General features: G+C 54.5%; 12 protein-coding genes and 1 pseudogene. 12 read left to right on the top strand and 1 reads right to left on the bottom strand.

What is annotated here, in order from left to right; translation table 11 throughout:
* Positions 1-8: 8 nt before the first annotated feature.
* From ACSZLD_RS07535 to ACSZLD_RS07495, 9 genes and pseudogenes are all read left to right on the top strand, one after another.
* Positions 9-869 (top strand): carbohydrate ABC transporter permease, encoded by an 861-nt coding sequence (locus ACSZLD_RS07535; protein ID WP_377908857.1) that lies wholly within the window; start codon positions 9-11, stop codon positions 867-869.
* The gene (locus tag ACSZLD_RS07530) at positions 869-1,693 is read left to right on the top strand and encodes a carbohydrate ABC transporter permease (RefSeq protein ID WP_377908646.1); all 825 of its coding nucleotides are present in this window, start codon (positions 869-871) and stop codon (positions 1,691-1,693) included. Before ACSZLD_RS07535 ends, ACSZLD_RS07530 begins: the two co-directional genes overlap by 1 nt.
* Positions 1,693-3,909 carry an alpha-galactosidase gene (locus ACSZLD_RS07525; protein WP_444684787.1) on the top strand — a complete coding sequence of 739 codons (2,217 nt, stop codon included), beginning with the start codon at positions 1,693-1,695 and terminating at the stop codon, positions 3,907-3,909. Before ACSZLD_RS07530 ends, ACSZLD_RS07525 begins: the two co-directional genes overlap by 1 nt.
* Positions 3,910-4,025: 116 nt before the next feature.
* Positions 4,026-4,346, top strand: a pseudogene (locus ACSZLD_RS07520) (potassium channel family protein); the annotation flags it as partial.
* Positions 4,347-4,395: 49 nt separating this feature from the next.
* Positions 4,396-4,788 carry a DUF3052 family protein gene (locus ACSZLD_RS07515; protein WP_444684786.1) on the top strand — a complete coding sequence of 131 codons (393 nt, stop codon included), beginning with the start codon at positions 4,396-4,398 and terminating at the stop codon, positions 4,786-4,788.
* Positions 4,789-4,839: 51 nt separating this feature from the next.
* Entirely contained in the window at positions 4,840-5,271 is a 432-nt protein-coding gene (locus ACSZLD_RS07510; protein WP_444684785.1) for an RDD family protein, read from the top strand.
* A 41-nt stretch (positions 5,272-5,312) separates the two neighbouring features.
* The gene (locus ACSZLD_RS07505) at positions 5,313-7,508 is read left to right on the top strand and encodes an EAL domain-containing protein (protein ID WP_444684784.1); all 2,196 of its coding nucleotides are present in this window, start codon (positions 5,313-5,315) and stop codon (positions 7,506-7,508) included.
* A gap of 110 nt (positions 7,509-7,618) precedes the next feature.
* On the top strand, positions 7,619-9,139 hold the full coding sequence (locus ACSZLD_RS07500; RefSeq protein ID WP_444684783.1) for an NAD(P)H-hydrate dehydratase: 1,521 nt from the start codon (positions 7,619-7,621) through the stop codon (positions 9,137-9,139).
* Between the two features lie 13 nt (positions 9,140-9,152).
* Positions 9,153-9,818 (top strand): SOS response-associated peptidase, encoded by a 666-nt coding sequence (locus ACSZLD_RS07495; protein ID WP_377908653.1) that lies wholly within the window; start codon positions 9,153-9,155, stop codon positions 9,816-9,818.
* A 4-nt stretch (positions 9,819-9,822) separates the two neighbouring features.
* Here the strand turns inward: ACSZLD_RS07495 and ACSZLD_RS07490 are convergent, their stop codons facing one another.
* The gene (locus ACSZLD_RS07490) at positions 9,823-11,001 is read right to left on the bottom strand and encodes a processed acidic surface protein (protein ID WP_444684782.1); all 1,179 of its coding nucleotides are present in this window, start codon (positions 10,999-11,001) and stop codon (positions 9,823-9,825) included.
* 152 nt (positions 11,002-11,153) lie between these two features.
* On the opposite strand from ACSZLD_RS07490, the gene ACSZLD_RS07485 reads away from it, so the two are divergent.
* The 3 genes from ACSZLD_RS07485 to ACSZLD_RS07475 are packed head-to-tail and all read left to right on the top strand — an operon-like array spanning position 11,154 to position 13,114.
* The gene (locus tag ACSZLD_RS07485; RefSeq protein ID WP_444684781.1) at positions 11,154-11,696 is read left to right on the top strand and encodes a mycothiol transferase; all 543 of its coding nucleotides are present in this window, start codon (positions 11,154-11,156) and stop codon (positions 11,694-11,696) included.
* The gene (locus ACSZLD_RS07480; RefSeq protein WP_444684780.1) at positions 11,668-12,591 is read left to right on the top strand and encodes a S16 family serine protease; all 924 of its coding nucleotides are present in this window, start codon (positions 11,668-11,670) and stop codon (positions 12,589-12,591) included. Before ACSZLD_RS07485 ends, ACSZLD_RS07480 begins: the two co-directional genes overlap by 29 nt.
* A complete protein-coding gene (locus ACSZLD_RS07475; protein WP_444684779.1) occupies positions 12,551-13,114 on the top strand; it encodes a GNAT family N-acetyltransferase in 564 nt (187 codons plus the stop codon). The genes ACSZLD_RS07480 and ACSZLD_RS07475 overlap by 41 nt, the downstream gene beginning before the upstream one ends.
* Positions 13,115-13,129: the final 15 nt, after the last annotated feature.

Here is a 13,129-nt window from a genome sequence, read left to right as displayed (position 1 = left end):
GATTGACGATGCGCAAGCCATCCGCCTATGCTGTCATGATCCTTCCGGCGCTGATTTTATTTTTCAGCTTTCATACGCTGCCGGTCCTCCAGGGGATCTTTTACAGCTTTACCGATTATCGCGGCTTTGGTGACTGGAATTTTGTCGGCTTTCAAAATTACATCAGCATCTTTAACGACAGCAGAGCATACAATGCGTATTTCTTTACGTTTCAGTTTGCCATCGTTTCTACTGTTCTTGTCAACATTATCAGCTTGATTATCGCGCTTGGATTAAATGCAAAGATAAAGTTTCATAAGACGCTGCGAGCGGTTTACTTCATGCCGAACATTCTCAGCATCCTGATCGTCGGGTTCATTTTTAATTTTATCTTTGCTGTATATATTCCGGGAATTGCAGACAGTCTGGGGATCACTGCTCTTACAACAAGCATTCTCGGGAGCCGTGACTATGCCTGGATTGCCATTGTCATTGTAGCAGTGTGGCAGGCTGCTGCATTTAATACTATTCTCTACCTGGCCGGACTTTCCACGATTTCGCAGGATTTGTACGAAGCGTCTAGTCTGGACGGTGCAAACAAATGGCAGGAGTTCTGGAAAATCACCTTTCCGCTTATTGCCCCTTTTTTTACGATCAACATGGTGTTAGCGATGAAAAACTTTCTGATGGTATTTGACCATATTGTCGCGATGACAGGCGGCGGACCGGGAAGAGCGACGCAGTCGATCTCTCTGCTTATCTATCAAGATGGTTTTGCCGGCGGTCAGTTTGCCCTGCAATCGGCTAACGCGGTTATTTATTTCATTATTATTGTGACAGTGTCCATCTTTCAAATTCGTATTCTGCAGAAGCGGGAGGTGCAGATGTAATGGAATCAAAGCGCTATAACTGGCCTGTCACCATTCTGTTAATTTTCGGCACGATCTTTATCCTGTTTCCTTTATACATTACGATTGTCAATGCATTTAAGACACCGCAGGAAACAGCCCAGTCTATTTTGGCTCTCCCGTCGTCTTTTAACGTGGATAACTTCTTGCGAGCTATTGAAATGACAAACTTTTTCAATGCGCTTGGGAACAGTCTGTATGTTACCTTACTCACTGTAGTTCTTACGGTACTGTCGAACTCGCTGGTAGCTTATGCCATCGCCCGAAACATGCATAAGAAAACGTACAGAGTTCTGTTTTATTATTTTGTGAGCGCGATGTTTGTGCCATTTCCAATTATCATGCTGCCGATCGTCAATCAAATGAGCGCAATTGGGCTCATGAATTTAAACGGTCTTGTACTTCTTTATATCGTTTATGGTTTGGCATTTAATGTTTTCCTGTATACTGGCTATATTAAAACGATCCCGAAAGAGCTGGAAGAGGCCGCTATCGTGGATGGCTGTTCCCGATGGGGAGTATTCTGGCGTATTATTTTCCCGATTTTGGCTCCGATCAACGCTACTGTCGCAATATTAACAGCCTTATGGGCTTGGAACGACTTTCTACTTCCACTCGTTATTCTTGGGGACCGGGCAGATCATACGCTGCCGCTTGTACAGTATGTATTTCAATCTCAATTCGGAACAAACTATAACCTTGCCTTTTCTTCCTACCTTATGGCATTACTGCCAATGCTGCTGCTGTACATTTTCTTGCAGCGATGGATCATCAGCGGGGTTACACAAGGAGCGATTAAATCATAATGACATTTACTGCACATGATCAACAATCAGCGATTCTCGTTGATGAGGCTGCTCTTCGCTTTCACTTAAAAACACCCTCAACAAGCTACGTGATGGGAGTCGTTAACGGCGGCTGGCTCGCCCACCTGTATTGGGGCAGGGCGGTACGCCGCTGGAATGAAAGTGCACCGGTGCGCTATGCGGACCGCGGCTTTTCAGGAAATACGGATAAGAATGACCGCACGTTTTCACTGGATACGGCACCGCTTGAGTATCCGTCCTACGGGAGCACAGATTTCCGCGATCCGGCCTTTCACTTCCGCTGGGAAGACGGGGCGTCGGTCTCGGAGTTCCGCTACAAAGGCTATGAGGTAAAGCAGGGACGCCGCACGCTGGAGGGGCTGCCGCACGTGTATACCGAGCAGGAGGCAGAAGCGGAAACGCTCACGATTCAGCTGTATGATGAGCTAAAGCAGGTGAGTCTTTACCTCGATTACGTCGTTTTTCCCGATTATGACGCGCTGACACGATCGGTGCGGGTTGTTAACGAAGGCGACGAAGCGTTTACCGTGGAAAAGCTGACGTCGGCCAATGTCGATTTCCGTTCGGGGGACTGGGAGCTGCTCTCCCTTTACGGAGCTCATAACCGGGAGCGTGACGTGGAGAGAGGCCCGATCCGGCACGGCAGCACCGTGCTGGAAAGCCGCCGCGGGGCCAGCAGCCATCAGCTCAATCCGTTTTTTGCGCTCGTTTCTCCGGATACGACGGAAACACAAGGAGACGTCTACGGCTTCAGCTTTGTATACAGCGGCAGCTGGCGCGGGGCAGTAGAGGTTGATCAGTTTTCCACCAGCCGTGTTCAGCTCGGGCTTGGAACGCTCGATTTCTCCTGGGAGGTCACACCGGGAAGCTCTTTTCAAACCCCGGAAGTCGTCATGGTCTACTCGAGTGCCGGCCTTGGACCAATGTCGCGCACGTACCACCGTCTTTACAACGAGCGGCTGATCCGCGGCAGCTGGAAAGGAAAAGAGCGGCCGATTCTGATCAACAACTGGGAAGCGACGTACTTTGATTTCGACGAACAGAAGCTCCTGGCGATCGCAGATGAGGCGGCGGATGCCGGAATTGAGCTGTTCGTACTTGATGACGGCTGGTTCGGCAGGCGAAATGATGATACGACGTCGCTCGGGGACTGGTATCCGGATACGAAAAAGCTGCCGAACGGCTTAAAAGGAGCTGCAGAAAAGATCACGTCGAAAGGACTTCGTTTCGGACTGTGGATGGAGCCGGAGATGGTGTCGGCTGACAGCGAGCTGTACCGCAGCCACCCGGACTGGTGCCTGCACGTGCCTGGACGGCGCCGCTCCGAATCACGCAACCAGCTCGTACTGGACTACGGGAATCCGGACGTCCGCAACTATATCATCGATAAGCTGACGACAGTGCTGGAGGAGAGTCCGGTCAGTTACGTCAAATGGGACATGAACCGCAACATGACCGAGGCTTCCTCCAGGCTGCTTCCGGCTCACCGGCAAAAGGAAACCGCGCACCGCTATATGCTCGGGGTGTACGAGGTGATGGAGACGATCACGACCCGGTTTCCGGAGATTCTGTTTGAAAGCTGTGCGGGCGGCGGCGGACGCTTTGACCCGGGCATGCTCTACTACATGCCGCAGGCGTGGACGAGTGACAATACGGACGCAGTGAGCCGCACGCGCATTCATTACGGAACAAGTCTCGTCTATCCGCCATCTGCGATGGGTTCTCACGTTTCTGCCGTGCCGAATCATCAGGTCGGGCGCATCACGCCGCTTCAGACGCGCGGGCATATGGCGATGGACATGAACCTCGGCTATGAGCTCGATCCGACGACATTCACCGCGGAGGAAAAAGCAGAAGTGAGCCGCCAGACGGCCCGCTACAAAGAGCTGCGCCCGCTGATGCAGTTCGGGGAGCTCTACCGGCTTGAGAGTCCGTATGAAGGAGAAAGCTACGCTGTGCTCCGGACCAATGCGGATAAATCGGAAGCGGTATTTCTTTACATGCACCGGCTCGCAGACGCCAATGCGCCTTTCATCCGTGTCCGCCTGGACGGGCTGGACCCGGATGCCGACTACCGTGTCGTTGATCTGGATCAGACGTTCGGCGGGGATGAGCTCATGTATACCGGGCTTGATATCCCGATGATCACAAGCGACTTTCAGAGCTTTCTCTGGAAGTTGGAAAAAATCACATAAGCTGCAGCAGACCGCATCCATACAAATGGGTGCGGTTTTTTATCGCCGCCGGGAAAGAAAGGAGTTTTACTCTCTGGCGGCGAAGCTTATGACGAGAAACGGGGGAGGTGCCGGAAATGATTGCATTTTTAGTGACGCTGCGGCGTATGGTAAAGGCTACTGTGCTAGGGCTGAAGGAACCGGAGTTTCAGGTGCTGCTGTCGCTTACAGTGGCGATGTTGATTTCCGGCACGATGTTTTACAGCAATGTAGAAGGCCTGTCGATACTCAATGCACTTTATTTCAGTGTGATCACGCTCGCGACCGTCGGCTATGGAGACTTCACCCCGCAGACCGACTTTGGAAAGATCTTTACGATTCTGTACATCCTGACAGGAGTCGGTCTGATCGTCGCCTTTGCGACGAAAATTTTATACTACATGGAGCTGCCGCGCCTGCAGCGGAAGGAAGCCAGGCGGGCGGCGCGCGAAGAGAAGGAGGAAGAAGATGAGGGACGTATGGAAGAAACTGCAGGTAAAAGAACGGAAAAGCTGGCTCGTCATTAACGCACCGGAGGCGTTTCGCGAAGTGCTGAAAGAGACCCCGGCAGATACGCTGGATGACATGCCGGAAAAGCAAGCCTATGAGGTGATCTTGAGCTTTGTGAGAACTGAAGAAGAGATTGCCGAAGCAGCCTTGCTTGCAGAAGAAAGGCTGGCAGAGGGCGGCATCTTCTGGGTGATGTATCCGAAGAAATCCTCCAAAAAATACAGCACAGAGATCAGCCGCGATCAAGGCTGGAGCAGTATGGAGAAAAAGGAGTTTAAAGCAGTCCGGCAAATTGCTATCGACGAGGATTGGTCTGCGCTCCGCTTCCGGCCGGCGAGCGAATGGAAATGAGCTTGAACGGCGGAGGATCAGGGTAAAGAAGCAGCAGAAGGAGATGGTACTGTGACAGTTTCGAGACCAGCAGGATTTTTGTCGAGGCTCGGAGCCAATATCGTTGACGGCTTGCTGATTACCGTGGTCTGGGTCATGATCAGCTATATCGTCTATCAGGAATTCACGGCGGGTGATCTGATCCAGAACATTTTACAGGCGGTTTATGCAGTGGTGGTACCGGCATTATGGTACGGCTATTCCGTCGGGAAATATGCGTTTGGCATCCGAATTGCGAGAATAGATGGGAAAAAGGTCGGGATTGGTACGATGCTGATGCGCGTCTTCGGAGCCGGGATTGTGTACGCTTTGACGCTCGGCATTGCGCTGCTTGCGAGTGTGATTATGGTACTCGTGCGTAAAGACCGGCGCGCGGTACACGATTTTATCGCGGGAACGTACGTGAAGCATGAACCGCCGGAGATGAAGAAAAGCGCGGAATAGCCGATAAAAGCAAGAGAGGTTCCAGAGAGGATGAAAAACGCATGCTGGTGCACGCAGATCCACACTACTTATTTCAATTTTTCAGCAGGCTGTACCGAATGGTGTTTCTAATGAAAGTGGAGGGAGCTGATTATGTCTATGAAGCGGTGACGCCGGATGGCATCACGCTTGGCTCCCTTCCGGACAATTATCGGGGACAGACGATCAGAGGCATCTATCCGCCTGAAGTAGCCGGGCCGCTACAGGATCAGTATGACCGGGCGCGGGAACAGAAGGAGCCGGTGTTTTATTCCGACAAAATGAATAAGGTAACAGATGTGGCTTCGTATGCTACCTCCATTCTGATGCCGATTGAGGATGAGTCGGGTAACGTCTGTTTTGTACTGAGCATGACAAGTGATTTGTCCGAGCGGTCTCATACGGAGCTGTTGTCCTCCATGGAGAACATTGATTACTTGACGAAGCTTCCGAACTTAATCCGGGTAAAGGGAGAGCTGCATCAGCGGATGGAACGTCTGGAGCGCGGAGAAGTCGTCGTCCTGTACATAAACTTGGACCGCTTCCGGCTGTTAAATGAGCTGCTCGGTATCGAAGAAGGCAACGAGATGCTCCAGAAGCTTGCTGCCGGCATCGGCCGGGTTCTGCCGGAAGGAACGGTGTTTGGGCGGGTTGATGGAGATGAGTTTATCGCTGTTCTTGCGCCGTCCAATCAGGAAGCGGCCGAAGCGGCAGCAAATGATGTGCTGCAGGTGATTGAGTCCCATACATATGAAGTGGACGGGATCGAAATCTCGCTTTCCGCATGCATCGGCGCTGCTTCCATGTCTGAAAATGCGAGCATGATGATTGCCAATGCCTGTACCGCGATGATGGATGCGAAACAGGCCGGACCTGGGGAGATCCGTTTCTACGGAGGAAATGCGGCAACAGAAAAACTGCTGGACGAGCTGTATGTGGAAGTGGAGCTGATTCGCGCAGTACGAAACGGGGATCTCGAAGTCTACTACCAGCCGAAGCTGCAGCCGGCTGCAGGCAAGATGCAGTTTGAAGCGCTGGCCCGCTGGCATTCCCCCAAGCTTGGCACCGTGCCGCCCTCGATCTTTATACCCGTGGCGGAAAAAAGCTCGCTTATTGAAGAAGTAACGAGCTTTGTTCTGGAGCGCGTCTGCCGTGATATGCATACGTATCCAGAGCTGTTTGCTGAAGGCCGTACGGCTGTCAATATCTCTACGAAGCTGTTTAACCGTCCAGCGATGCTTCGCTCTGTCATTGACGTGATCGAACGATGCGGGCAGCCTCCCGAACGGTTCGAGCTGGAGATGACCGAACAGACGCTGGTCGACGATGCGGAGCACGGCCGTAAAATTGTCCGTTATCTTCGCGAGCTCGGATTTCGTGTGGTGATCGATGACTTCGGCGTCAGCTATTCCTCGCTCAACTATTTAAAGGAGCTTGATCTCGACGGCATAAAAATCGATCAGTCATTCGTTCAGGAAATCGACGAGCAGATGGACCGGCGCGGCTATGACATCGTGATGTTTATCCTGTCTCTGGCTGAGCGGCTTCATCTGGATGTGACAGCCGAAGGCGTGGAAACCGAGATTCAGCTGCGCACGCTGGAGCGCCTGGGATGCGGTGAAATGCAGGGCTACTACTTATCACGCCCCGTCCCGGCAGCAGAGCTTGCTGTGGCAGTCCATCAAAGCCGCGAACGTCTGCACAAGCCCCCGGAACCGGTTCCGGGAACAGCGGAAGCAGAAACGGCCCGGCTGGAGGCCTATCGGGCTCTGAAAGTCAGCACGAGCAGCTTTGAGGAAAAGTATGACCGGATTGTGCGCGCCGTCCAGCGCGCGTTCCACATGCCGATCAGCTTTATCTCCCTCATCGATGAAAACAAGCAGTACGTCAAAGCGATTGAAGGCGTGCCTCACGAGGATCCGGCAGTTCAGCATGGGACGCCCAAAGAAGAAACGCTCTGCGCCTTCGTCGTTGATTACAAAAAGCCGCTTGTGATTCCGGATACGAAAGAGGATGAAGCGTACTGCCTGCACCCGAATGTCGTCAACTATGGCGTACGGTTTTATGCCGGGGTTCCGCTGCTTACAGAAGGAGGTCAGGCTGTCGGCACACTCTGTGTCGTCGATGCCAGGCCGCACACGTTTACCGACAAGGATCTGCAGCTCCTTGAGGATTACAGCTGCTGGGTCATGGCGGAGATGGAAAAGACGCCGCAATGAAACCAAGCAAGGCCCGTCAGGCAGCTGGCGGGCTGTTTGCCGATCGGCGGCATGGAAAAAGCCGGAAGCGGGAATAGGCAGAGCAGAACAGCGTAAGGGAGGAATGCAGTATGTATGCAGTGACACGGGAAGAAATGCGCCGTATCGACCAGTATGCGATTGATACGATCAGAATTCCCGGGCTTGTGCTGATGGAAAACGCCGGCAGAAGCGCCGCCGGCCTGCTGATCAAGCAGGATGAAACACCAAAACGGTGGCTGATTATAGCCGGAAAAGGCAACAACGGCGGGGACGGAGTCGTGATGGCGAGGCATCTAGCCGAAGCGGGACATGAAGCGGATGTCGTCTATCCGGAAGGAGAAGGCGGCTTGACCGGGGACGGACAGACGCAGCGCACGATAGCGGACGCGTATCCAATCCGTTTTCTCGATGAAGAGGAGCCGGTAAACTGGCCGGCATATGACGGCATCATTGACGCCATGCTCGGCACGGGGGCCTCCGGAGACCCAAGAGAACCGTATGCTTCCTGGATTGAAGCAGCGAACGGCTCGGGTCTCCCGATTACAGCGCTTGATATTCCGAGCGGTCTGGATGCGGATACCGGGAGCGTTGGCACCCCTTGTATCGAAGCCGCGCAGACAGCTGCCCTTGCATACACGAAGCGGGGGCTGGAGCAGTATCCGGGAAAAGGCTGCGCCGGAAAGGTAAGCGTCTGTTCGATTGGGCTCCCGGAAGACGAGGCTGCGCGCCATGACGTGCGCACGTTCATCGGAACAAAAGCGGCAATTGAAGACCTGTATGGCCGAAACAGTCTTTACCCGGCGCGGGATGCGGAGGCGAACAAAGGCAGCTACGGGCATGCATTGATTGCAGCTGGTACACGTCGGATGAACGGAGCCGGCCTGCTGACGGCAGCCGCGTGCCTGCGGATGGGCGCCGGACTGACGACATGGGCGATGCCGGATGCCCTGCTGCCGATTGCAGCTGGGAAGCAGCCCGAGCTCATGTATGCGCCGCTTGCAGACGACGGGACAGGAGACTGGACGAGGGTCACAGCAGGCGACGTCATTAGTCAGGCAGAAGGAAAAGCGGTGCTGGCCATCGGTCCAGGACTCGGGCGCTGGGACGGGGATACCGCATGGCTTGAGCAGATCTGGAAGGAAGCAGACTGTCCGCTTGTCGTCGATGCTGATGCGCTGAACATGCTCGCAGAGGGAAGCGGAGAACAGTTTCCGAAGCGGAACCGTCCTGTGATTCTCACGCCGCATCCGGGTGAAATGGCGCGGCTCACCGGGTATTCGATCAAGAGCGTGCAGGCAGACCGCGTGGAAGCTGCAAAGCGCCTGGCCCGAGATCGCCACGCTACGATCGTATTAAAAGGAGCGGCGACGGTAACGGCGGCGCCGGACGGCACGGCCGTGATCAATACGACCGGCAACCCGGGCATGGCGACCGGTGGAACCGGTGATGTGCTCGCCGGCATGACAGCGTCACTTGTCGCGCAGGGCTACGAACCGGAAGCAGCAGCGGTATGCGCCGTCTGGCTTCACGGAGAAGCAGGCGACCGCGCGGCTCACGATCATTCGCATCCCCGTTCGCTGACAGCCGGGGACATCATACAGGCATTGTAAGGAGGGAAAAGCCATGTGCGGCAGATTTACGTTTTTGATTGATGAAGACGAGCTGATGCGTCTGTATGGACTGGAGTACGTCCCCGAGCTTGAACAGAGCTACAATACGGCCCCGTCCCAGCAAATTACGGCGATCGTACACGATGGGGAAAAGAACCGGGCAGGCAAGCTTCGCTGGGGGCTGGTTCCGTCCTTTGCCAAGGATGAAAAAATCGGATGGAAGATGATCAACGCCCGCTCGGAAACGGTACATGAGAAACCATCCTTTAAAAAGCTGTTTTACAAGCGGCGCTGCATCATTCCGGCAGACAGCTTTTACGAATGGAAGCGGGAGAACAATGAAAAGCTCCCGTACCGGATCCGCCTGTCCGAAGAGCCGGTGATGTCGCTTGCCGGTCTTTGGGACAGGTGGGAAGCTCCGGACGGGAGCATCGTGCAGTCGTGCACCATTTTAACAACAGAAGCAAACAGCCTGATGGAAGACATTCACGACCGGATGCCGGTCATTCTGGATGAAGCCGCCCGAAGCATTTGGCTCGACCGCTCGGTTCAGGACACGGAGAAGCTGCGCGGGCTGTTAACGCCGTATCCGGCAGAGAAAATGGAAGCCTACCGGGTGCCGCAGATCGTGAATTCCCCTAAACATAACGGTCCGGAATGCATCGAGCCCGCCGGTTAATCGCTCAGGCAGCACGCTTTCGGAAAGCTGCACTACCCGCTCCGGCGAGGAGCAGGAAGAGAAGCATCGAAACGATATAGGAAGAAGCTGTGTTTGGAAGCCGGTCCCCTTCAGCGGGTTCGGTTTCTTTTTCTTTGACGTGAGAAGGAGGGGCCTCCTCAAGAGCCGGTGCTGCCGGCGCTGCTTCGCGTACCTCCTGCACGTCCTGCAGTCCGTTTAGCGTGCCGCCGGCCTGGCTGCCGAGCTCTTCATGAAACAGATCGGCCTTGAGCAGCAGGTCGGCGAGAAAAACGCCGTCAAGGTTATACAGCTCAATCAGCAGATCCGCTCCGCCGGTGGACGTCATCGAAAATAAGTCAGCCAGTGAATACGACACCTTTTCCCCGTCTTTTACGAGGTAAAAGGAGGCATCCAGCTCAAACAGCTGCAGCGCGCGCTGAAATAAGTCAAACAGCTCCAGCAGGTCGGAAGCGGTAAAGTCAGCCGGATCGTCACTCATCGGAAACTGTTCCAGTGCCGCTGCGATAGCATCAAGCTCTTCCCAGAACGCATCGTCATCAAGCGGAAGCGTCCAAAAATGCTCCAGCAGCGCATCGATTTCTTCAAGCGTTAGGCCGACTGCGTCAAACAGCGCGAGAGATTCGGCGTCCCAGAAATCTTCTGATTCGTCCCACTCCTCCCAGCCCTCGTAGAAGTCCACTGCCCATTCGAGGTCTTCGATGAACTCATAATAGGAAAGGGAATCGTCGTTTGCTTCCAGCAGCTCTTTTAACTCCTCGTACGTCATGCCGCGGGCGTCGAGAAACGCCTGCAGTGAAGTATCCGTGATCGGAGTGAGAGTGGCTTCATAAAGAGCATTGTAAAGGTCATCTGTAAAACGGTACGTGCCGAGCAGGCTCTCGACGCCAAGCAGCTCCAGCGCTTCTGCTTCGGTCAGTTCAAAATCAGCCAGGACCATCTCCAGCTCGCTTTCGGTTAAAACCGGGCCAAGAAAAGCCCGGAGCTCCTCCGCATCCTCAAAGTCCTCCAGTTCAAGCCCCCATGTCGGCAAATACTCGCGCATCTCCGACTCTGTCATCGAGACGTCCTGCAACAGCTTGTCAAAAGCAGGGCCGGATGGAGCAGCAAAAACAGCAGCAGGCAGCAGCAGTAAGCAAAACAGAAAAGCTATTCCTAGTTTCATCGTTCGTTCCTCCTGGTTATGTAATAAGAAGATCATATGCTTCTTTCTGGAAAAAAGGAAGCTTTTTCTTTTTATTTTTTTGTGGGCCGGCAGCAGGGTTTTCAGATAGAGCTGCAGAAACAGGTAAGTCAGGAAAAAAGAGGGGGAGACCGATGAAATTTAAGCTCGAACCACAGGCAGGCTACGATACGAAAATCGGAGAGCTCGTCACGTTTATGGAAACGATGCGGGGCATGACACTTGCCGATCTGGAGGGGATTACTCAGGAGGAGCTGGACCGGCGACCGCCGGGAGGGAATGCAATCGGAGCTCTGCTGGAGCACCTGGCCGCAATTGAATACGTGCATCAAATCATCACGCTTGAAGAGCGAGATCCAAAGCCGGAGGATCTGAACGACTGGCAGACCGGTCTGATGCTTGGCGATGCGCAGGAAAAGCTTCGCGGCAAATCGCTGCAGGACTATCTGCAGCAGCTCGAAGATATACGATCCGTCACGCTTCGGGAGCTGCAGCGTAAACGTGACAGCTGGCTGTATACAGAAGGCGAATGGGAGGGCGGCATTCCGTTTCAGGACGCACGTTGTGGAGGACGAAATCAGTCACCGCGGCCAGATCCGCATGATGCGAAGAGAACTGGCCCAGCGGTAGAGCCGGGGAGGCGGGCCGATGGCAGAGAGGCTGGAACAAACGCATAAAGCAACGCTTGCCGGCATGAGCCTGCTGCTGACGGCGGCCTTGTATATACCGCTTCTTATGGGCTATTTGAGCGGAGCTGTGGGCGCGTTCTTTTTGAACGGCGGGCTTCTGGCCGGCACAGTCGTCTGGCTGCTTGTCCTCATCACCTTCAGGCAGCATACGTCCGTCGTGTTTCTCGCTGGGTTTGCGATCGGCTGGACCGCGCTCCTGCTCGTGTATGAGATGCCGCTCGTGCAATACGAAAGCCACACGTACATGGTGACGACCTACCGGGAGCCGGAGGACGTGACCGGCAGCTCCAACATTTACGTCATGGCGGTCGGCACGACAGACGTGTTTATTCTGGATGAAGAGGCTGCCGTGGAAAGCGTCGAAGCAGCAGGAAGCGACGTGTTTGACACGTATGAAACGACGAACCGCACCCGCTACGGAAGTAAAAACCGGAACCTGATGGAGCTGTTCGGGCCCGGCCCGGGGAGCCAGTTTGCCGACATGCAGGAATCCGTTCAAACGTTTCCGGAATCAGACGTGACCGAGATCAACTCCTTTTTTGAACGGGATTCCTATGTTGGCAACAGCGCCGGACTCGCCTTAGTGCTGACCGGGATGAGCGAGCAGGGATTCCTGCAGGTGGAAGAGCCGGTCAGCGTCACCGGCGCGATTGAACCAGACGGCACCGTCACCCCCGTCAGTATGATCGAAGAAAAGCTGCTCATCGCAGAACGGGACCAAATCCCGCTCTTCATCGTACCCTCAGAAAACAAAGCAGAAGCACAGCAGGCAAAAGTAAAGTACGGCGCAAGCGTTGCAGTCGAAGGCGCCGCGACACTGGAAGAGGCGGTGAACGTGATCAATGGATACGGAAAAAACGGACAGACGAACGGATCACCGTAGGGGCGGCTTGACGCTGAGGCCGCTTTTGCAGAGGGATTTTGCTGCCTGGTACAAAAGCTACAGCAGCCGGCATCCGTCGCAGCACCGGCATGATGAAGGACAGCTGGATATGTCCGTCTGCACAGAGGAATGGTTTGTGGGCATTCTCGCTCGGCACCGACAGCTTGCGGAAGAGGACGGCACCTACGTTTACGGCGTCTTTCATGAGAACGGCCGGCATCTGGGGGCGGTCGACTTTTCAACACTGGACCGCGACTACCAGTGGGGCCGGATCGGATACCAGATTCACAACCAGTACTGGGGCAGAGGCTTCGGCTTCCAAGCCCTGCAGCATGCGCTGCACATCGGCTTCACAGAGCTTGACTATCACCGGATCGAAGCGCATATTAATTTGGATAACGACGCCTCGATCCGCACGGCGGAGAAATCCGGGATGCAGTACGAATGCACGCGTGAACGCTTCATTTACGAGTTTGGGGAATGGACCGACAACCTGGTTTATTATTTGAACCGGGTTTACTGACAAGGAGGAGGCGGA

This window comes from Alkalicoccus luteus, assembly GCF_052061695.1.
Taxonomy (GTDB): Bacteria; Bacillota; Bacilli; order Bacillales; family Salisediminibacteriaceae; genus Alkalicoccus; species Alkalicoccus luteus.
This window is presented reverse-complemented; position numbering and strand designations above follow the sequence as displayed.